Source organism: Oharaeibacter diazotrophicus (assembly GCF_004362745.1).
Lineage (GTDB): Bacteria > Pseudomonadota > Alphaproteobacteria > Rhizobiales > Pleomorphomonadaceae > Oharaeibacter > Oharaeibacter diazotrophicus.
Window position 1 is genome coordinate 414535 of sequence record NZ_SNXY01000006.1, and the last position, 19665, is coordinate 434199.

The 19665-nt window shown below is 72.1% G+C and carries 17 protein-coding genes; 4 read left to right on the plus strand and 13 right to left on the minus strand.

Features of this window, described 5'->3' with window-relative positions; all coding sequences use genetic code 11:
• Positions 1-31: 31 nt before the first annotated feature.
• From EDD54_RS02120 to EDD54_RS02155, 8 genes are all read right to left on the minus strand, one after another.
• Complete coding sequence (locus tag EDD54_RS02120) at positions 32-1531, minus strand: amidohydrolase family protein (RefSeq protein ID WP_166653424.1); 1500 nt, start codon at positions 1529-1531, stop codon at positions 32-34.
• The gene (locus tag EDD54_RS02125) at positions 1528-2463 is read right to left on the minus strand and encodes a polysaccharide deacetylase family protein (protein ID WP_207620609.1); all 936 of its coding nucleotides are present in this window, start codon (positions 2461-2463) and stop codon (positions 1528-1530) included. Before EDD54_RS02125 ends, EDD54_RS02120 begins: the two co-directional genes overlap by 4 nt.
• Entirely contained in the window at positions 2460-3653 is a 1194-nt protein-coding gene (locus tag EDD54_RS02130; protein ID WP_126537015.1) for an amidase, read from the minus strand. Before EDD54_RS02130 ends, EDD54_RS02125 begins: the two co-directional genes overlap by 4 nt.
• 5 nt (positions 3654-3658) lie before the next feature.
• On the minus strand, positions 3659-5137 hold the full coding sequence (locus tag EDD54_RS02135) for a 4-hydroxyphenylacetate 3-hydroxylase family protein (RefSeq protein WP_126537013.1): 1479 nt from the start codon (positions 5135-5137) through the stop codon (positions 3659-3661).
• A 251-nt stretch (positions 5138-5388) separates the two neighbouring features.
• Positions 5389-6648, minus strand: coding sequence for an O-antigen ligase family protein (locus tag EDD54_RS02140; RefSeq protein ID WP_126537011.1), 1260 nt, complete (start codon positions 6646-6648; stop codon positions 5389-5391).
• 299 nt (positions 6649-6947) lie between these two features.
• On the minus strand, positions 6948-8483 hold the full coding sequence (locus EDD54_RS02145) for an undecaprenyl-phosphate glucose phosphotransferase (RefSeq protein ID WP_126537009.1): 1536 nt from the start codon (positions 8481-8483) through the stop codon (positions 6948-6950).
• Positions 8484-8536: 53 nt separating this feature from the next.
• Complete coding sequence (locus EDD54_RS02150; RefSeq protein WP_126537007.1) at positions 8537-9742, minus strand: glycosyltransferase family 4 protein; 1206 nt, start codon at positions 9740-9742, stop codon at positions 8537-8539.
• A 143-nt stretch (positions 9743-9885) separates the two neighbouring features.
• On the minus strand, positions 9886-10446 hold the full coding sequence (locus EDD54_RS02155; protein WP_126537005.1) for a polysaccharide biosynthesis/export family protein: 561 nt from the start codon (positions 10444-10446) through the stop codon (positions 9886-9888).
• A gap of 180 nt (positions 10447-10626) precedes the next feature.
• Here EDD54_RS02155 and EDD54_RS02160 point away from each other — a divergent pair, with 180 nt between their 5' ends.
• The gene (locus EDD54_RS02160) at positions 10627-12924 is read left to right on the plus strand and encodes a Wzz/FepE/Etk N-terminal domain-containing protein (protein WP_166653425.1); all 2298 of its coding nucleotides are present in this window, start codon (positions 10627-10629) and stop codon (positions 12922-12924) included.
• 48 nt (positions 12925-12972) lie between these two features.
• Here the strand turns inward: EDD54_RS02160 and EDD54_RS02165 are convergent, their stop codons facing one another.
• The gene (locus EDD54_RS02165) at positions 12973-14175 is read right to left on the minus strand and encodes a GNAT family N-acetyltransferase (RefSeq protein WP_126537000.1); all 1203 of its coding nucleotides are present in this window, start codon (positions 14173-14175) and stop codon (positions 12973-12975) included.
• Positions 14176-14239: 64 nt separating this feature from the next.
• On the minus strand, positions 14240-14467 hold the full coding sequence (locus EDD54_RS22830) for a DUF2842 domain-containing protein (protein ID WP_165644557.1): 228 nt from the start codon (positions 14465-14467) through the stop codon (positions 14240-14242).
• Between the two features lie 184 nt (positions 14468-14651).
• Here EDD54_RS22830 and EDD54_RS02175 point away from each other — a divergent pair, with 184 nt between their 5' ends.
• On the plus strand, positions 14652-15731 hold the full coding sequence (locus tag EDD54_RS02175; protein ID WP_126536996.1) for a COX15/CtaA family protein: 1080 nt from the start codon (positions 14652-14654) through the stop codon (positions 15729-15731).
• A 56-nt stretch (positions 15732-15787) separates the two neighbouring features.
• Here EDD54_RS02175 and EDD54_RS02180 read toward each other — a convergent pair whose 3' ends face one another.
• From EDD54_RS02180 to EDD54_RS02190, 3 genes are all read right to left on the minus strand, one after another.
• Positions 15788-17074 carry an O-acetylhomoserine aminocarboxypropyltransferase gene (locus tag EDD54_RS02180; RefSeq protein WP_126536994.1) on the minus strand — a complete coding sequence of 429 codons (1287 nt, stop codon included), beginning with the start codon at positions 17072-17074 and terminating at the stop codon, positions 15788-15790.
• A 140-nt stretch (positions 17075-17214) separates the two neighbouring features.
• Complete coding sequence (locus tag EDD54_RS02185) at positions 17215-17643, minus strand: CoA-binding protein (protein ID WP_126536992.1); 429 nt, start codon at positions 17641-17643, stop codon at positions 17215-17217.
• 9 nt (positions 17644-17652) lie between these two features.
• The gene (locus EDD54_RS02190; protein WP_126536990.1) at positions 17653-18087 is read right to left on the minus strand and encodes a VOC family protein; all 435 of its coding nucleotides are present in this window, start codon (positions 18085-18087) and stop codon (positions 17653-17655) included.
• 148 nt (positions 18088-18235) lie between these two features.
• Between EDD54_RS02190 and EDD54_RS02195 the strand changes: the two genes are divergently transcribed.
• Complete coding sequence (locus EDD54_RS02195; protein WP_126536988.1) at positions 18236-18679, plus strand: PaaI family thioesterase; 444 nt, start codon at positions 18236-18238, stop codon at positions 18677-18679.
• A gap of 123 nt (positions 18680-18802) precedes the next feature.
• The gene (fabG, locus tag EDD54_RS02200) at positions 18803-19540 is read left to right on the plus strand and encodes a 3-oxoacyl-[acyl-carrier-protein] reductase (RefSeq protein ID WP_126536986.1); all 738 of its coding nucleotides are present in this window, start codon (positions 18803-18805) and stop codon (positions 19538-19540) included.
• Positions 19541-19665: the final 125 nt, after the last annotated feature.

The window sequence follows — 19665 nt, forward strand, 5'->3', positions numbered from 1 at the left end:
GGGAAAGCGGGAGCGGTGGGCGCCGCGGGCGTCACGGCGGGCGGCGGCGGGTCGCCGGCAGCTGGCGGCGCACCTGCAGCGGGAAGCCGGCCTCGCCGGCGGCGAAGGCGACCACGTGCGGCTCGAGCCGGGCCGCCAGCGCCCGGGCGTCGGCGAGGTCGCGGGTCAGGCGCGCGACCGTCTCGGCGATCCGCGGGCGCAGGGCGGCGAGGTCCACGGTGGTCGGCCGGCCGTCGCGCACCACCAGTCGGCCGCCGGCCATGACGTCGGTGATCGCCGCGCCGTCGGCGGCGGTGACGACCTGGTTGAGCACGTCGTTCGCCGGCACGAAGTCGACGTGGCCGAGGTCGTAGAACACGAGGTCGGCGTCGGCGCCCGGCGCGATCCGGCCGGCGGCCGGAAGGCCCAGGAGGTCGGCGCCGCCGGCGGTGGCGAGCGTCAGCACCTCGCGGGCGCCGAGCCAGTCCTCGCGCGGGCCGTCGAAGATCCGCGAGACGGCGGAGGCGAGGCGGATCGCCTGCGGCATCGACAGCGCGTCGGAGGAGTTGGCGCCGTCGGTGGCGAGGCCGACCGGGATGCCGCGCTCCAGCATCGGCCTGAGCGCCGCGACGCCGGCGCCGAGGCGCAGGTTCGAGGCCGGGACGTGGGCGACTTTGCAGCCGTGGGCGGCGAGGAGGTCGAAGTCGTCGCCGTCGAGCCAGACGGCGTGGGCGGCGACGAAGCGCGGCGACAGCACGCCGCGGTCGGCGAGCCGGCGCACCGGCGACACGCCCCACAGCCGCCGCGCCGCCACCGCCTGCAGCCGGGACTCGGCGACGTGCATGTGGACGAGCAGGCCGTTGGCCGCGGCCATCTTGACGGTCGCGGCCAGGAAGGGGTCGGAGCAGTGGTGCGGGATCGTCGGGGCGAGGGCGAGCGAGATGCCCTCCGGCAGGTCGCCGCGAACCGCGACGATGTCGGCGAGCGCGGCCAGCGTCGCATCGGCACCGCCGAGGTCGAAACGGCCGACGGCGGCGCGGAGGTCCGGGGGCAGGGCGTCGGCGAGGCCGGGGATCGCCGCGAACAGGCTGCGGTCCGCCACCATCGGCGCCAGCACGGCGCGCATCCCGGCGTCGGCATAGGCGCGCGCGACCGCCATGAAGCCTTCGACGGTCGGCCGTGGGAACTCGTAGACGAGGTCGAAGCAGGCGGTGCAGCCCTTCGACAGCATGTCGACGGCGCCGAGGAGGGTGGAGATGTAGATCTCCTCCGGGCTGCGCGCGCCGCCGAGCCAGGGCGCGTTGGTCAGCGAGACCTCGAGGGTCCAACGGTCGGCGACGCCCTTGGCGAGGTTGGCGTGGCCGTGGGTGTGGGCGTTGACGAAGGCCGGCAGCACCAGCCGGTCGCGGGCGTCGAGCACGGTGTCGGCGTCGAGCGTGCCGGGCGACTCGACCGCGACGATGCGCCGGCCCTCGACCAGGAGGTCGCGGGCGGCGAGAAGGCCCGAGGCGGGATCGGCGACGAGGCCGCCGGTGACGGCGAGACGGGTCACGGCAGCTCCTCGGGCGGGTGTTCGGCGATCCAGTGGCGGGCGATCTCCGAGCGGCCGGCGCACCACACCCCCGGCGCAGCGCCGACGAGGTCGAGGAAGCGGCGGACCGCGTCGAAGCGCGACGGCTGACCGGAGATGCGGGCGTGCAGGCTCACCGTCATCAGCCGCGGCCGGCGCGCGCCCTCGGCGTGGAGCACGCGGAAGGCGGCGGCGAGGTGGTCGAGGAAGTCGTCGGCGGTGCCGAGTTTGGCGGTGGCGAGCCGGTTGTCGTTGTGGGTGAAGCTGTGCGGCACCACGAGATGCGGCCGGCCGCCGACGTCCGTCCACCACGGCAGGTCGTCGGCGTAGGAATCGGCGTCGTAGAGGAAGCCGCCGTGTTCGACGACGAGCGCGCGCGTCGCCGCGCTCGGCGAATAGCGGCTCTGCCAGCCGAGCGGCGGACGGCCGACGGTGTCGACGAAGCCGCGGACGGCGGACGCGATCGCCGCCCGCTCCTCCTCCGGCGTCATCCGCCAGTGCCGCACGAAGCGGTCGCCGTGGCAACAGAGATCCATGGCACCGCCGGCGGCACCGTCGCGGACGGCGGCGGCGATCGCCGGGTTGCGGCGGAGCGCGGCGGCGCAGGCGTTGACCGTCAGCGGCACGCCGCGCTCGGCGAACAGCTCGGCGAGCCGCCAGAAGCCGACGCGGCTGCCGTATTCGAACAGCGACTCGGCGACGAAGTCGCGCCGGCCGCCGCCGACCTCGCCGGGGACGGCGTCGGTGAGCGCGGTCTCGCTGTCGGGATCGCCGTCCGGGATCGACGGCTCTGCGCCCTCCTCGAGGTTGAGCACGACGACGAGGGCGAGCCGGGCACCGCCGGGCCAGCGCGGATCCGGTGGGTTCGGGCCGTAGCCGACGAAGTCGCGCCGGCCGTCGGGCACCGGCGTCACGGCGCCGCCCGCCCGGCGGCGATCGCCTCGGCGAAGGCGAGGAGCGCGAGTTCGCTGCGCGGCGGGCCGATCAGCGACAGGCCGACCGGGCAGCCGTCGACGGTGGCGGCGGGGATGGCGAGTTGCGGCAGCCGGGTCAGGCTGGCGACCGCGGTCAGCGCCAGCGTCTTCTCGCGGAAGGCGACCTGGGCGGAGACGCCGGCGCTGCGCAGCGGCGGCAGGTCGTGGGCGGTCGGGATCACCAGCACGCCGTCGTCGCCGAGGAGGTCGAGCAGGCGGTCGGTGAGCGCCTCGCGGCGCGGCGTCGCGCGGGCGACGGCGGCCGGGTCGACCGAGGCGGCGAGGTCGATCCGCTCGGCCACGGCCTGCGACAGCCGGCGGCCGGGCGTGCGGGCGAAGGCGCCGAGGGTGGTGTAGAGGTCGTGGAGCTGCAGCGGGCGGAAGGTGTCGAGCCAGTGCTCGACGCCCTCGGCGTAGAGCACGACCTCCGCGGCCGGCCCGAGGGCGCGGGCGATCGGCAGCAGCGCCGCGGCGATCGCGGGCTCGGGGATGTCGAAGGCGTCGCGGGCGAGCAGCAGCCGCTGCGGCTTCGGCGGCGCGGCCGGCGCCCCGAAATACGCCTCGGCGACCCGGCGCAGCGTGCCGGGATCGCGGGCGAGCCAGCCGACGGTGTCGAAGCTCGGCGCCATCGCCATCACGCCCGAGGCCGAGACGCGGCCGTAGGTGGTGCGCAGGCCGAAGACGCCGCAGAAGCTCGCCGGTACCCGCACCGAGCCGCCGGTGTCGGTGCCGATCGCGAAGTCGCAGAAGCCGGCGGCGACCGCCACCGCCGACCCGCTCGACGAGCCGCCCGGCGCCCTGAGCGGCGCCCGCGGGTTGATCGGCGTGCCGAAGTGCGGGTTCATCCCGAACATGCCGCAGGCGAGTTCGTCGGTGTGGGTCTTGCCGATCAGCGCCGCGCCGGCGGCGAGCGGCACCACCACCGCCGGGGCCGAGGCGAGGGCGGGACCGGCCTCCTCGAGCCGGTCCGGGTTGCCCCAGGCCGAGCGGAAGCCGGCGACGTCGATCAGGTCCTTGACCGCGAACGTGAGGTCGGCAAGCGGGCCGTCGTCGGCGACGACCAGCGGAACCTCCGGGCCGTGGTCGACGAAGGCGGAGCGGCGGATGGCCTCGGTGGTGGCGACGTCCATGGCTCTCACTCGGCGGCGGCGGGAAGGTCGGCGCCGGGCAGGCCGTAGGTCGCCATGAACTCCTCGACGAAGCCCTTGACGCCGTCCCAGTCGTAGAAGCGGAAGGCGTTGCCGCGGGTGACGAAGGTCGGCCCGGAGTAGAACATCTCGTATTGCAGGTGGCGCGAGCCGAACTCGGAGCCGACGGCGTCCCAGGCGAGCTTCATCAGCTTCACCCGGCCCTCGGAATCGGTGACCACCGAGCGCTGCGTCTTCTCGATGATGCGGCGCGTCTCCGGCGTCTCGAAGTCGGCGTAGGACGACGGCACCATGATCATGCCGCCGCCGGAGAGGGTGCGGATCGCCTCGACGATCTCAGGATAGGTGGTCTGGGCGATCACCTGGGCGGTGCAGAGCATCGAGCGGTTCGGCACGTAGTAGCCGCCGTGGTGCTCGCCGGTCGCCTCCATCGCGATCACCAGCGCCTCGATGTTGGCAACCTTGGCGGCGACGAGGCCCATGGTCTCGCGGACCTGGGGATAGTTGATGATGTTGTTGACTTCGCAGATCTTGCGCGCGAGCCCGAGCAGGAAGCGCAGCTTCACCATCAGGCGGACGATGCACTGGTAGTTCTGGAAGACGTGGGTGCGGGTGTCGTGCCACTGCGCCTGCGCCATCCGGAGGTCCTTGTGGACGAACACCCGGTCCCAGGGGATGCGGACGTCGTCGAAATGGACCACGGCGTCGTTCTCGTCGAAGCGCGACGACAGCGGATAGTCGAATTCGGAGGTCGCGGCCTGCTCGTAGCTGCGCCGCGACATCAGGGTCAGACCGCGGGTGGCGATCGGCACCGCCGCCGTGAAGGCGTAGGCCTGATCGCCGGCCTGTAGGTTCTGGAAGCCCGAGATCAGGATCTCGTTGGCCATGATGCCGGAGGTCGCCAGCATCTTGGCGCCGCGGATGGTGATGCCGCCGGCGTCCTCGTCGACCACGGCGGCGACGAGATGGGCGTCCGGCTGGCCGCCGGCGGACTTCGCCTTGTCGGACTGCGGGTTGATGATGACGTAGGAGAGGTAGAGGTCGTTGTCGCGGCAGTGCTCGTAATAGGACTCGACCGCCGCGGCGCGGGCGGGGTCGTAGTCGCGGAACACCGGCAGACCCATGCGGAAGCCGCACATCGTCGACGCCACGTGGTCCGGCGAACGGCCGACCATGCCGCAGGTCAGCGCCGCCCAGCGCACCAGCGCCTCGCGGCGCTCGACCAGTTCGCGGTGGTTGCGCGGCAGCTGCCAGCAACGCGACACCCGGTCACCGGTCTTCGGCGACACGAAGGTCATCGCCTCGAGGTTCTCGGGCGCGGCCTGATAGTCGTAGAAGCGGCCGGAGGTGGCCACCGCATTGGCGAAGGCCGGATCGGTGGTGACGTCGGCGACGCGGCGCCCGTCGATGTAGATGGTGCGGTCGTCCCGAAGGCTCGCGAGGTGACGTCGACCGTCCTTGACCATGGCGGAATCCTGCTTTCCAAGCTGGATACCGACGCCAGGCTCTCCGCCCCCTGCAATCGGAACGATGTGTCGAAGGTGAAACGCTGGTCCGCTCGCCCGGCCCGCTCCATTTTAGGATCCGAGACCGAACGCAGAGACGGTAGTCGCTCGCCGCGGCGGGCGTCAATCTTGGTGCTGTCCGAAATATAGGCTGGCAACCGGTCCAGGCCGATCGAAGAGCGGGCAGTGTGCCCACGGCTTGGGCAGGGCGGTCAGGCGGGTTCGGCGGCGCGGTCCGGGCGGGCGCGGCGGTGCGCGGCCTCGGCGGCGGCGAGGCCCCAGATCAGACCGAAGGTCAGGTAGAAGTGGCGCCAGTGGTCGGTGTCGATGATCCAGCCGACCACCATGTGCAGGAGGAAGCTGACCACGAGGCACTGCGCGAAGCCCTGCCACGGCCGCGGCTGCCAGAGCAGCGGCAGCGCCCGCCGCAGGGTGAAGCCGACCAGCGTCACGTAGGACACGAAGCCGAGCCAGCCGTATTCCATCAGCGCCTTCAGATAGGTGTTGTGGGTCGCCTCGATGTAGAGCCGGTCGAACTCCCACGGGCCGATGCCGAACGGTTTTTCGGTCGCCAGCATGAAGCCGGCCCAGTGGCGGGCGAAGCGGCCGAGTTCGGCGCCGTCCTTGCCGTCGTAGTCCTGCACCAGCTTGGCGCGCTGGACCAGGATGTCGTAGACGGCCGGGATCGAGGCGGCGACGGCGATCAGCACCACCAGCAGCGCGACGCCGGCGACGACGATGCCGACGAGGCGCAGGCGCTGGCGGTTGGTCGGGAAGTTGGCCGAGACCACGGCGGCGAGCAACGGCAGGCCGACCGCGAGCATGCCCCAGGCGGCGCGCGAGAACGACAGGAACACCCCGAGTACCAGGATCACCAGCCCGAGCACGGTGCCGGGCCGCGTCAGGATCGGGCCGGTCATCAGCCGGCGGGCGAGCACCAGCGACGGCAGGATCAGGAACGGCCCGAACACGTTCGGGTCCTGGAAGGTCGACTTGGCGCGGCCGTAGAGCAGGAAGAGGTCCGGATCGGGCACGAGACGGAAATAGCCGGCGACGCCGAGCAGCGAGACCAGCACCGCGGTTCCGACATAGGCCCGCTCGATCAGCCGGATCCGCCGCCAGTCGTCGGCGGCGAGGGCGGCGTACCACACCGCCGAGATCGCCAGGAACAGGCTGACGCCGACGTAGACCAGCGCGTCGACGAAGCGCGGCGCGCCGGTTTGCGAGGTCGAGAGCAGGCCGCCGGTGACGTAGCAGATCAGGCAGACCAGCAGCGGCCCGACGCTGCGCGGGATCTTCAGGCCGGCCATGAAGTAGACCGGGATCACCGCGACCAGGAACAATTCGTAGGGCGCCGGCTCGAAGATCACGAAGCCGCCGAGGAACACCGCGAGCCAGAGCACGCCGTCCGCCAGGGCGGAGACGCGGACGACCCCGCCGCGCGCGACGGCTGCGGCTCTCTCTGCGCTCATGGACGACGAAACTCCGGACGACGGACGACCGAAGTGTCGGCGAACAGGGTGAACCAATCCTTGACGGAGAGGGTGGCGAAGGGGAGCGACGTGAGCAGGACCGCGGGAGAGAAGAGCGACGCCGAAAGAGAAGATCGCGCGTCGCCCGCAGGGGAGGGCCGCCGGGGCGCTTTCCTAAGTCGACTTGGTCCGCCTCGCGCGGACCAAGGCGCCACATGGATGGGCCGGATCGGATCGCGTCGGCCCGGCCACTCCGAACGTCGCAAGTCCCGCCCGGGGCGGGACCTGCTGCGCCATCCTCAGTAGGCGTTTTCCTGGTTGAGGATGCGGATCGGCGTCATCATCAGGATGTAGAGGTCGAACAGCACCGACCAGTTCTCGATGTAGGCGAGGTCGTGCTCGACGCGGGCCTGGATCTTGGACGGCGAGTCGACCTCCCCGCGCAGACCCGAGATCTGCGCCCAGCCGGTGACGCCGGGCTTGACCTTGTGGCGGGCGAAGTAGCCGTCGACCACCTCTTCCCACAGCCGCTGCGAAGTGTGGGCGTTGACCGCGTGCGGGCGCGGGCCGACCAGCGAGAGCTGGCCGCGCAGCACGTTGAAGAACTGCGGCAGTTCGTCGATCGAGGTGCGCCGGATGAAGCGGCCGACGCGGGTGACGCGCGGATCGCCCTTGGTGACGACGACCTTGGCCGAGGGGTCGGCCTTGTCCGCGTACATCGAGCGGAACTTCAGGACCTCGATCACCTCGTTGTTGAAGCCGTAGCGCTTCTGGCGGAACAGCACGGGGCCGGGGCTGTCGAGCTTGATGGCGACCGCGGTCGCCAGCATCACCGGCGACAGCGTCACGATGGCGAGGGTGCCGAACACGAGGTCGAACACGCGCTTGACCACGCTGTCCCAGCCGGAGATCGGCTTGTCGAACACGTCGAGGAAGGGGACGGTGCCGACGTAGGAATAGGAGCGCGGGCGCAGGCGCAGCTTGTTGGCGTGGGCGGCGAGGCGGATGTCGACCGGCAGCACCCAGAGCTGCTTCAGCACCTGCAGGAGCCGCGTCTCCGCCGACATCGGCAGCGACACGATCACGAGGTCCACTGCTGCGACGCGGGCGAACTCGACGAGGTCGCCGATGGTGCCGAGCTTGGGGTAGCCCTTCTGGTTCTCCGGGCTGCGGTCGTCCGCACGGTCGTCGAAGATGCCGAGGATCTTGATCTCGTTGCCGCCGGAGTCGTCGAGTGCCGTGATCAGGCCCTCGGCGAGCGCACCGCCGCCGACGATGACCGCGCGCTGCTGCAGGCGGCCGGCGCGGGTCATCGAGCCGATCACCATCGAGCTGACGGTGGCGGCGGCCATCAGCGTCACCGTGCCGGCGCCGAGCCAGACCGGGTACCAGCTGCGGCCGACGCCGGGCGCGAAGTCGCCGACGACGATCGTCACCGCGAAGGCGCCGAACACCACCAGCCAGGACGCCAGTACCCGGCCGACGCGGACCTGCGGCCGGCGCAGCATCGAAAGGTCGTAGCCGCCGACGGTCTGGACCGCGAGCGCGACCAGGAAGGGCGCCCCGACGACCGGGCCGAGGCTGCCGAGGCCGAAGTCGGCGGCATCGCCGAGCCAGTAGAGCCGGGCGGCGACGCCGGCGAGGATCAGGCAGAGCGTCTCGAACACGATGACGAGGCCGCTCGCCAGCGACGGCGGGATCGCGGCCTCGTGGAAGGCGTTGGCGACGGCGCGGGCGCGTTCGCCGAGCCGTGTCGGCACCGCCCGGACCGGCGCCGGCGGCGGCTCGGCCGGAGCCAGGGGCGGGAAGTGACGGGCGGTATCCTGGAGCGACATCGGGGCTGCTCTCGGGTTCGGTCGTCGGTTGGCCGTCGGTTGGCCGTCTGCGGTCAGCGGCGCTCGCCGGCCGCGGCGTGGCGGCCGGGCGCGGTGCGCGCCGTCGGATATTCGCGGCTGCCGGCGCGGCGGGCGATCAGCTCGCCGTAGAAGTCGGTGATCTCGTCGGCCATCCGGCGCATCGAGAAACGCGAGGCGACGTCGCGGCGCAGCGCCGCGGCGCGGTCGAGGGCGACCTCCGGGTCGGCGAGGTGGCGCTCGATCGCGGCTGCGAGCAGCGCCGGATTGCCCGGCGGCACCAGCGAGGGCGAATCGTCGCCGAGGATCTCCGGCAGGCCGCCGACGTTGGAGGCGATCACCGGGATGCCGGCCGCGGCGGCCTCGAGCACCACGTAGGGCATCGATTCGGCCAGGCTCGGCAGGATCAGCGCCCGGCCGAGCGCGAGGGCGTCGCGCGTCTGCATCGGATCGTGGAAGCTGACACCGGAAAGGCCGAGGGTGGCGACGCGGGCCTCGTAGGCCGGCCGGTCGTCGCCGGCACCGATCAGGCGGACGGTCGGCGTGATGCCGCGGGCGGCGAGGATGCCGAGTGCCTCGATCAGCACCTGCGGCCCCTTGAGGTCGCGCATCATGCCGAGGAACATCAGGTCGGCGGCGCCGGGGGCGGTCTCGACCGGGGCGAACTCCTCCGGCCTCAGGCCGTTGTAGACCCGCGTCACCGGCCGGCGCGGCGCGGCGACCTTGGCGCGGTAGCAGTTCTCCTCGTAGTCCGACACGAAGACGAGGCCGTCGGTGAAGCGCTCGAAGTTCCGCTCCAGGAGGAAGTAGACCCGCCCGGCGAAGGTGTTCGGATCGTAGTGCAGGCTGCCGCCGTGCGGGCAGTAGAGCCGGATCGGCCGGCGGCCGAACAGGCCGAGCGCGGTGCCGATGGTGCGCACGAAGGCGCCGCCCTTGGCGCCGTGGCCGTGCAGCACGTCGGGCCGCATGTCGCGGACGGTGCCGTAGACGTCTACGGTGGAGCGGATGTCGGCAATCGAGAGCTGCCGGCGCATCGGCACCCGCGTGACGCCGAGCGCGAGTCGCGGGGCGACGCGGGCGATGTGCTCCTCCTCGAACGCGCCGCCGGTCAGGCTGTCGCAGACGATGCCGACGGTGTGCCCGAGTTCGGTCTGGGTCGTCGCGAGGTCGACGACATGGCGGAAGATCCCGCCGATCGGCGCCCGGAGGCAGTGGACGATGCGCAGCGGCTTCACGGACATGGCACGTTCCCGGCTGGTCGGGTCCCTCTTGGTCGGGACAGACCTTGCCAGTGCGCCACCCACGGGGCGGTTAATTCAAAAAGGTGAAGTGAGCCTAAGGTTTACGGACCCTGACCGCGATCGCTCCAATTCGAACCGTCGGCTCAGATGAAGCGCTCGCGGATGCGGATGACGTCGCCGGGCCGGACCGGATCGCTCGCCGGCACGAGGCCGACCGTGGTTTCGCCGTTGATGGTGCGGGTGATCTCGACCCAGCCCTCAGAGGCGCGCGGGCCGTAGCCGCCGGCGATCGCGATCGCGGTCTGGGCGGTCAGGCCGTTGACATAGGTGTACTGGCCGGGGTTGCGGACCTCGCCCATGATGAAGAACGGGCGGTAGGTGTCGACCTCGACCGAGACGTCGGGATTGCGCAGGAAACCGCGGCGCAGTTCGCCGGCGATGCGGCCGGCGAGCTCCTGGGTGGTGGCGCCGCGCGCCGGCACCGAGCCGATCAGCGGCATGGTGACGTGGCCGGACTGGTCGACCGAGTAGGTGTTGGTCAGCGAGGCCTGCTCGAACACGGTGATGCGCAGCCGGTCGCCGCTGTCGAGGCGATAGGGGCCCGCGAGCGCGTCGGCGAACGCCTTCGGGCGTCGGGCCGCCGATGACTGGCAGGCCGTCAGGCCGGAGGCGGCCATCAGCAGCAGGAACGAACGGCGGTGCATCCCGGGACCATCCAGCGACAGACTTGACCAACGGTCGGAAGGGTAGGGACGTCATGGTTAACGAACCGGAAACGCCGGTGCGGCCGCAACCGTGGATTCACCTTTGGACGGGCCGACTTAACGTCGTGGTTACCATGACGGCCGATGATCGGAGGCGGAATCGGTGAAGGTGTTCCGGTGATGACGAGTGGGGACGACGCCGTGCGGCGGGCCGACGAGGACGTGGCGCTGGATCTCAAGGGGATCCTCGCCGCGATCGGCCGTCGCCTGCCCTTCGTGGTGGCGGTGACCGCCGCCGTCGGGATCGGCACCTTCGCGGGCCTGCAGATGGTCTCGCCCAAGTTCGAGGCCGAGACCAAGCTCCTGATCGAGAATCGCGAACCGCCGCTCTCGAACAACTCCTCCACGCCGAACGATCGCACGGTGGTCGACGCCGAGACGGTGGCGAGCCAGGTGCAACTCCTGACCTCGCGCGACCTCGCGCGCCGCGTCGCGGAGAAGAACCACCTCTCCGACCGCGCCGAGTTCGACGGCACCGAGCGCGGCGCCCTCGACGGCGTGCTGGCGCTGGTCGGCATCGGCCGCGACAAGATGCGGGTCTCGCCCGAGGAGCGCGTCGTCGACGCCTTCGTCGAGCGGCTCAAGGTCTATCAGGTCGACGGCTCGCGCGTGATCACCGTACTGTTCCGCTCGACCGACCGCGACCTCGCGGCGACGCTCGCCAACTCGGTCGCCGAGGAATACCTGACGCTCCAGAGCGAGGCCAAGCGGCGCACCAGCGAGGACCAGACCCGCTGGCTCGGCGAGGAGATCGAGAAGCTCCGCGTCAAAGTCCGCGACGCCGACGAGGCGGTCGAGAAATACCGCTCGACCCACGACCTCCTCACCGGCAGCAACAACACCTCTGTGTCGCGCCAGCAGATCACCGACGTCACCAACGCCATCGCCGCTGCGCGCTCCGATCAGGCCGCGGCCGAATCGAAGGCGAAGATCCTCGCCGGGCTCCTCAGGAGCGGCGCCGCCCTCGACGACGCAGCCGACGTGCTCGAGAGCGACACCTTCCGCTCGCTGCGCAGCCGCCAGATCGCCCTGCGCGGCCGCCTCTCCGAACTCCTCGTGACGCTGCTGCCCGCCCACCCCCAGGTCAAGGCGGTCGAATCGCAGATCGCCGACGTGCGCGCCCAGGAGACCGCCGAGGCCCGCCGCGTCCTGGCGGCCCTCCAGAACGACGCCAAGGTGGCCGCCGAGCGGATCCGCTCGCTGCAGGACAGCCTCGGCGAGATCAAGGTGACCAGCGCCGCCGACGGCGCCAGCGAGGTCGAGCTCAAGGCGCTCGAGCGCGACGCCGCCTCGCAGCGCAACATCCTCGACGGCCTGCTCGCCCGCTACCGCGAGGCCAACGCCCGCCAGAACACCGACATCCTGCCGGCCGACGCCCGGGTGATCTCCCGCGCGGCGACGCCGGTCGAGGCGGCCTTCCCGAAGGTCGGCTCGCTGACCTTGGTGGCGACGCTCGCCGGCCTCCTGCTCTCGATCGCCTGGGTGATCGCCGGCGAGTTCCTGTCCGGTCGGGCGCTGGTCCGCGTCGCCGGGCCGGTCGAGCGGCCGCGCGTCGTCGCCGGCACGCCGGTCGAGCCGGCGCTCCACGACGCCGAACCGGTCGCCAAGGCGCCGCGCCGCCTGCGCGCCGCCGCCCGCGCCGCCGCCGCCGCGGCCGAGGCCGCACCGGAGCCGGTCGAACCCGCCGCGACCGAAGCGCCCGCCGGCGCCGCGGCCGATTCGGTCGAGCCCGCCGTCGACGCGCGCCTCGCCCGCTTCCGGGCCCGCGTCAGCGCCGCCGCGGCCGCGGCCGAGGCCGAGGAGGACGTCGCCGCACCGGTGGCCGAAGTCGTTCCCGAGCCGGTTGCCGAGACCCCGCTGCCGTTGGTGCCGCTCGACGGCCTCCACGCGCTGCTGATCGGCGACGGCGCCAGCCGCGTCGCGGTGATGGGCGTCGGTTCCGCCGTCGCGGTCGAACGCGTCATCGACGGCATGTCCCGGCTCGCCACCGTCGAGGGCACCCGCGTCGTCGTGGTCGACACCGTGGCCTCGCACGTCGGCATCGGCGGCGCCGGCCTCTACGACCTCCTGACCGGGTCGGCCGACTTCTCCGACATCATCCGCCGCAACCCGCAGACCCGCGCCCACGAGATCGGCGTCGGCTCCGAGGTGCTGGCGACCGAGACCTGGGCGAGCGCCGACATCGAGACCATGCTCGACGCGCTCGAGCACACCTACGACCTCGTCGTGATCGACCTCGGCCCGATGGACGCCGACGGCGCCCGCTTCCGCCTCGTCTCGGCGGCCGACCACGCCATCCTGGTCGGCGAGCCCGCCGACCCGCACACCCGCCGCGCCCACGACATGCTGCGCCGGCACGGCGTCGAGCGCCTGTCGGTGGTGGCCGCGCCGGAGTTCGACGTCGACGCGGTGGCGTGACGCCGGGGCCATCTTCCGGGATGGTGGAAGGTTCGGGGCGAGAGGATCTCAGTCCTCGCCGCCGCCGGCCTCTTCGCCCTCCGTGCGGCGGCGCAGGACGCGGCGGGCGAGCTTGAGCAGGGCGGGGCGGGCGACGACGTAGTCGCGCAGCCGGCGCCGGGCGTCGAAGGCGAGCGCGGCGGCGGTGCCGGGCGCGGTCAGCGGCACCATGGTGTCGACCAGCGCGACCTCGTGGTCGGCCCAGGAGCGCTTGTAGCGGGCGTCGCCGACGCCGAAGTCGAACACCTGTTCGCCGCGCGCGCAGCAATCCTCGATCACGTGGTAGAGCAGCACCTCGCCGGGCGAGGTGCGGGCGTATTCGTCGAGGGCGAAGGAGTTCATCACCAGATAGACCGTGCCCGCGAAGGCGACGGCGATCGCGGTGGCGCGCCGCCCGCCGGCGATCTCGAGGGTCCAGAGCTGGGTCGACGGCGTGCCGTCCGGACCGGTGGCGGCGAGCACGTCGCGGAAGAAGTCGCGCGTCTTCGGGCAGCTGAAGACGTCCGGGATGCCCTGCTGTTCGAAGCGGGCGGCCTTCTGCGCGAAGAATGTCTCGAGGATCGCCGACGCCTCGGCGCAGTCCTCGGCGCGGCGAACGGTGAAGCCGCCGACGTCGGCGAGCGCCTTGCGCCGCGAGCGTACCTTGCCGCGCTTCTTGCCGCCCTTGTGGCGCGACAGCACCGCCTCGAAGCCGCCGGCGAGGTCGACGGCGTAGGCCATGTGCGGGGCGGGTCGGACCCAGCCGGCGGCGAAGGGATTGTCGCGGCCGGCGAAGCGCGCCGGCTGGGCGCGCAGCGCGACGAGGTCGACGTCGGCCTCGGCCGCGAGCCCGGTCCAGACCGCGGCGACGTCGTCGGCCGTGAGGCGCTGCCAGAGGCCCGGGTCGAACAGGCCGACGTTGGTGTTGGCGTGGCTGCCGCCCGGAAAGCCGGCGACGCGGACCGGGCCGGCCCGGCCGAGCGCCAGCGGCAGCACGAAGGCCTCGCCGCGGGCGGTCTCGCCGACCACGATCAGCGGCCGGGCGCGCTCGGAGGCGGCGAGATGGCGGAACCAGGGTTCGACGAAGCCGCGGGCCTGGAACGGCGAACCGACACCGACGGCGGCGAGACGGTCCCACAGCGGCGCGACGGCGGCGATGTCGCGCACCACCCGCACCGCGATCCGGTCCGGGTCGGCCGCCGCGCCGACCGCGGTCGTCGGCATGGCGCTCATGGCGATGTCCATCTGTCCCCCGGCTCACGGTTCCGTCGTGGCGGGGACGCTAACAAATCGGACTTTACGAACGGTTGCGCAACTCGCCCGGGCGCGGGCGCACCATCCAGGTGACGATCACGCCGGCGGGCAGCACCCAGATCAGCCCGGCGATCACGTAGTAGGCGCCCTGGGCGAGGCCGGAGGCGCCGTAGAGCAGGCGGTCGCCGACCGCCGCCGCGAACAGGCAGTAGATCGGGATGAAGATCATGAGGACGATCGTCCCGATCAGCTTGCGCAGGCGGATGGGCAAGGGCGGTGCTCCGTGGGCGGACCGGTTCGGACGGACCGGGGAAGGCGTGCGGGTCGCGGCGACGACGACCCTCGACGCGCCCCGGCGATCGGTTATGTATGTCAGCCGTCGACCGCCGTGAAGCGCCTCCCTCGGCGGGAGGCCGCGAGGCGCGGCCCATTCCCGCGAGAGTACAATCGCCGCCATGTCCTCCGTCACCGCCCTCCGCGCCCCGGCCCCGGTGCCGGCCGTCCACCACCGCCGCGGCGAGGCGGCCGTCCGGGCCTGGCTCTGGGTCGTCGCCGTGATGATCATCGGCATGGTCGTGGTCGGCGGCGCGACGCGGCTGACGCAGTCGGGCCTGTCGATCACCGAGTGGAAGCCGATCCACGGCGTGATCCCGCCGCTGAGCGCCGCGGAATGGGCCGAGGAGTTCGCCAAGTACCAGCGCATACCCGAGTACCGAGAGATCAACCGGGGCATGAGCCTGGACGACTTCAAGTTCATCTTCTGGTGGGAGTGGAGCCACCGTCTGCTCGGCCGGGTGATCGGCGTCGTCTTCCTGGTGCCCTTCGTCGCCTTTGCCGCCGCCGGCTGGATCCGCCGCGACATGCTGCCCCGGATCGGCGCGCTGTTCCTGCTCGGTGGCCTGCAGGGCGCGGTCGGCTGGTGGATGGTGGCGAGCGGCCTCGTCGAGCGCACCGACGTCAGCCAGTACCGCCTCGCTACCCACCTGACGCTGGCCTGCTTCATCCTGGTCGCGACGGTGTGGACCGCCGAGAGCCTGCGCGCCGAGCGCTCGCGCCTTGCCGAGATCCCGCGCCTCGTCGGCTGGAGCAAGCTGCTGGTGGTCGCGGTGCTGGTGCAGATCTTCCTCGGCGGCCTCGTCGCCGGCCTCGACGCCGGCTACGTCTACAACACGTGGCCGCTGATGGAGGGTCGGCTGGTGCCGGACGGCCTGTGGTTCCTGTCGCCGTGGTGGCTCAATTTCTTCGAGAATCACCTGACGGTGCAGTTCGTGCACCGCTGCGGCGCCTACCTCGTGCTGGCTCTCGCCGTCGTCCACGCCCTCGACGCTCGCCGCGAGGCACTCGACCCGGCCACCGAGCGCCGGGCGCTCCTGGTGGCGGCGCTGGTGTCGGCGCAGGCCGCCGTCGGCGTCGCGACGCTGCTCGCCGTTGTGCCGCTGTCGCTCGGGCTCGCGCACCAGTTCATGGCGGTCGTGGTGCTGACCGCCGCCACCGTCCACGCCCGCCGCACCGCCGACGGCGGGCGGACGGGGTGAGGGCGAAACGGCCGCCGCGGTTGCCGCGGCGGCCGTTCGATTCGGATCCGATCCGGTCAGTCGAGCTTGTCGAGGGCCTGGGCGAGGTCGGCGACGATGTCGGCGGGGTCCTCGATGCCGACGGAGATGCGCACCACGTCCGGACCGGCGCCGGCGGCGACCTTATGGGCGTCGGTCAGCTGGCGGTGCGTGGTCGAGGCCGGGTGGATGATCAGCGAGCGGGTGTCGCCGACGTTGGCGAGGTGCGAGAACAATTCGACGTTCTTCACCAGCGAGACGCCGGCGTCGTAGCCGCCGTCGACGCCGAAGGTGAACACCGCGCCGGCGCCCTTCGGGGCGTAGCGCTGCTGCAGGCCGTGGTAGCGGTCGCCGGGCAGGCCGGCGTAGGACACCCACTTCACCCGGGGATGGCCGGCGAGGAATTCGGCGGCCGCCTTGGCGTTGTCGGAGTGGCGCTGCATGCGCAGCGGCAGCGTCTCGATGCCGGTCAGGATCAGGAAGGCGTTGAACGGCGAGATCGCCGGCCCGAGGTCGCGCAGGCCGAGCACGCGCGCGGCGATCGCGAAGGCGAAGTTGCCGAAGGTCTCGTGGATGACGAGGCCGGCGTATTCGGGCCGCGGCTCCGACAGCATCGGGTAGCGCCCGTCGCGCGACCAGTCGAACGAGCCGCCGTCGACGATGATGCCGCCGATCGAATTGCCGTGGCCGCCGAGGAACTTGGTGGCCGAGTGCACGACGATGTCGGCGCCGTGCTCGATCGGCCGGCACAGATACGGCGAGGCGAGGGTGTTGTCGACGATCAGCGGCACCTGGGCGCGCTTGGCGACCTGGGCGATCGCCGCGATGTCGGTGACGACGCCGCCCGGGTTGGCGATCGATTCGATGAAGATCGCCTTGGTCTTCGGCGTCACCGCCCGCTCGAAGCTTCCGACGTCGTCCGGGTCGGCCCAGACCACGTTCCAGCCGAAGCTCTTGAACGAGTTGTTGAACTGGTTGATCGAGCCGCCGTAGAGCTTGCGCGAGGCGATGAACTCGTCACCCGGCTTCAGGAGGGTGTGGAACACCAGCATCTGCGCGGCGTGGCCCGAGGCGACCGCGAGCGCGGCGGTGCCGCCCTCGAGCGCGGCGACGCGCTCCTCGAGCACGGCCTGGGTCGGGTTGGTGATGCGGGTGTAGATGTTGCCGAAGGCCTGCAGGCCGAACAGCGAGGCAGCGTGGTCGACGTCCTCGAACACGAAGGACGTGGTCTGGTAGATCGGCGTCGCGCGCGCCCCGGTGGTCGGGTCGGGCTTGGCGCCGGCGTGTACCGCGAGCGTCGCGAATCCGGGCGTGTGGTCGGTCATGGATCTCTCCTCCCCTCGTCGTGCTTCTTGCGGGGGTGCCGATTAGAAGCAGGTCGGCGCGGCGGCGGAAAGCTCGTTCGTTCCATGACGGCCACGGACGGGAGAACGGATTTGCGTCCGCCCGTCCGGTGTCGCCCGGATCAGAGGCCGAGGCGGGGGATCTCGATCGCCGGGCAGCGGTCCATCACCACCTTCACGCCCTCGGCCTCGGCGCGGGCCGCCGCGGCGGTGTCGACGACGCCGAGCTGCATCCACACCGCCTTCGGCCGGGCGGGGAGGGCGAGCGCCTCGTCGACCACGCCGCCGGCGGCGTCGGAGGCCCGGAAGATGTCGACGAGGTCGATCGGGCCGGGCACGTCGGCGAGGCTGCCGTAGACGGTGGCGCCGTGAATCGTCTTGCCGGCGAGGCCCGGGTTGACCGGGTGCACCGTGAAGCCGCGCGACAACAGGAAGGCCAGCACCCGGTTCGACGGGCGGTCGGCGTTGGCGCTCGCGCCGACGAGGGCGATGGTGCGGGTGGCGCCGAGGATGGCGCGGATGTCGTCGTCGCTCTTGCCGTCGATCGCCATGGTGTCCTCCTACTCGAGTTGCAGGTTGCCGGCGTCGTCCATCGGGAAGAACGGATTGTGGGCGACTTCCCAGAGATGGTTGTCCGGATCGGCGAAGTAACCGGAGTAGCCGCCCCAGAACGCCTTCTGGCCGGGCTTCACCAGCTTGGCCCCGCAGGCGACCGCGTGGGCGAGGCAGGCGTCGACCTCGGCCGGCGATTCGAGGTTCTGCGCCAGCGTCACGCCCGAGAAGCCCGGCGCGTCGGGCTCGACGCGGGCATCCTCGGCGAGGAGATGGCGCGGATAGAGCGCGAGGACCACCCCCGAGAGCTGGAAGAACGCGACGTCGGCCTGCGACGCCTTGGCCGGCACGAGGCCGAGACGCTCGTAGAAGGCGCGCGCCCGCCGGATGTCGGCGACGCCGAGGGTGACGATGCTGAGGCGCGACTTGAAGGGGGAGGACACCTTGACCAACTCCGATCGACGAAAGTTCGACGGCGCACGGTGTGGCCGGGATTCGCGGCGGCATGATAGCAGGAGCCGTCCCGACCGGGCCGCCGGGAGGGTGTCCTTTGGTAGGGTCCGGCGTCCATCGCCGGGGAGGAACGAGCCGATGCACCATCCGAAGATGACCGCCGCGGACCTCAACGCCTTCCTCGAGCGCGACTTTCCCGAGCTGAACGCGACGCGGCGCGCCTACGTCGTCACCGAGATCGGGCACCGCAGCGCCGCCGTCACGCTCGACGCCGGCCCGGAGATGCTGCGGCCCGGCGGCACCGTCTCGGGGCCGACCCTGATGACGCTGGCCGACATCGCCGCCTGGGTGGTGATCCTCGGCCACGTCGGTCCGGTCGGGCTCACGGTCACGACCCACCTCTCGATCGACTTCCTGCTGAAGCCGCAGCCGGGCCTGCTGGTCGGCCGTTCGCGGCTCCTGAAGCTCGGCAAGCGCCTCGCCGTCGCCGCCGTCGAGATCGGCGACGAGGCCGGCGCGTCGGTCTACGCCCACGCCTCCGCGACCTATTCGATCCCGCCCGGCGCGGTCGGCGGCGCCTGATCCGCCGCCGCCCCGCATGGCGGCGCCCCGCCCCGCGCGCTTGACAGACGGGCGCCGGCGTGGTGTCAGGCGCCGCGAAACCACATTCGGCGGCCCGCTCGGCTGCCACCTCGGAGCGTGACGATGTTCGATCTCGGCGGCCTGTCGGCCCTGGTCACCGGTGCGAGCGGCGGCATCGGCGGTGCGGTGGCCCGCGCCCTGCACGCCCACGGCGCCAAGGTGGCGCTCGCCGGAACCCGCGCCGCGGCGCTCGAGACGCTCGCGGCCGAACTCGGCGAGCGCGCCGTCGTCGTCACCGGCAACCTCGCCGACCGCGCCGATTGCGACCGCCTGTTCGCCGACGCCGAGGCCGCGCTCGGTCAGGTCGACATCCTGGTCAACAACGCCGGCATCACCCGCGACGGCCTCGCCATGCGGATGAAGGACGAGGACTGGGACGCGGTGATCGAGGTCAACCTCACCGCCGGCTTCCGCCTGACCCGCGCCGCGCTGAAGGGCATGATGAAGCGCCGCTTCGGCCGCATCGTCGGCATCACCTCGGTGGTCGGGCTCACCGGCAACGCCGGGCAGGCCAACTACGCCGCCGCCAAGGCCGGCATGATCGGCATGACCAAGGCGATCGCCCAGGAAGTGGCGAGCCGCGGCATCACCGCCAACTGCATCGCGCCGGGCTTCGTGGAGACGGCGATGACCGACGCGCTGAACGACAAGCAGCGCGAGGCCGCCCTCGGCCAGATCCCGCTCGGCCGGCTCGGAACCGCCGACGAGATCGCCGCCGCGGCGGTCTACCTCGCCAGCCGCGAGGCCTCCTACATCACCGGCGACACCATCAACGTCAGTGGCGGCATCGCCATGGTCTGACGAGGCTTTTCCGCTTCGGGCACCCACCCGCGGCGGGTGCCGGCGGCCCGCCCGGGCCGCTGGCAATGACGGGCGAAGTATGTTACCAAGCGCGCGATCTGAAAGGGAAACGTCAGCGGATCCGC

Excerpts from the sequence above, each read along its gene's own strand:
- EDD54_RS02130 (WP_126537015.1), bottom strand. The coding sequence starts at position 3,653 with ATGGACGTCGCCACCACCGAGGCCATCCGCCGCTCCGCCTTCGTCGAC.
- EDD54_RS02135 (WP_126537013.1), bottom strand. The coding sequence starts at position 5,137 with ATGGTCAAGGACGGTCGACGTCACCTCGCGAGCCTTCGGGACGACCGC.
- EDD54_RS02140 (WP_126537011.1), bottom strand. The coding sequence starts at position 6,648 with ATGAGCGCAGAGAGAGCCGCAGCCGTCGCGCGCGGCGGGGTCGTCCGC.
- EDD54_RS02145 (WP_126537009.1), bottom strand. The coding sequence starts at position 8,483 with ATGTCGCTCCAGGATACCGCCCGTCACTTCCCGCCCCTGGCTCCGGCC.
- EDD54_RS02150 (WP_126537007.1), bottom strand. The coding sequence starts at position 9,742 with ATGTCCGTGAAGCCGCTGCGCATCGTCCACTGCCTCCGGGCGCCGATC.
- EDD54_RS02155 (WP_126537005.1), bottom strand. The coding sequence starts at position 10,446 with ATGCACCGCCGTTCGTTCCTGCTGCTGATGGCCGCCTCCGGCCTGACG.
- EDD54_RS02160 (WP_166653425.1), top strand. The coding sequence starts at position 10,627 with ATGACGAGTGGGGACGACGCCGTGCGGCGGGCCGACGAGGACGTGGCG.
- EDD54_RS02165 (WP_126537000.1), bottom strand. The coding sequence starts at position 14,175 with ATGAGCGCCATGCCGACGACCGCGGTCGGCGCGGCGGCCGACCCGGAC.
- EDD54_RS02175 (WP_126536996.1), top strand. The coding sequence starts at position 14,652 with ATGTCCTCCGTCACCGCCCTCCGCGCCCCGGCCCCGGTGCCGGCCGTC.
- EDD54_RS02180 (WP_126536994.1), bottom strand. The coding sequence starts at position 17,074 with ATGACCGACCACACGCCCGGATTCGCGACGCTCGCGGTACACGCCGGC.
- EDD54_RS02185 (WP_126536992.1), bottom strand. The coding sequence starts at position 17,643 with ATGGCGATCGACGGCAAGAGCGACGACGACATCCGCGCCATCCTCGGC.
- EDD54_RS02195 (WP_126536988.1), top strand. The coding sequence starts at position 18,236 with ATGCACCATCCGAAGATGACCGCCGCGGACCTCAACGCCTTCCTCGAG.
- fabG (WP_126536986.1), top strand. The coding sequence starts at position 18,803 with ATGTTCGATCTCGGCGGCCTGTCGGCCCTGGTCACCGGTGCGAGCGGC.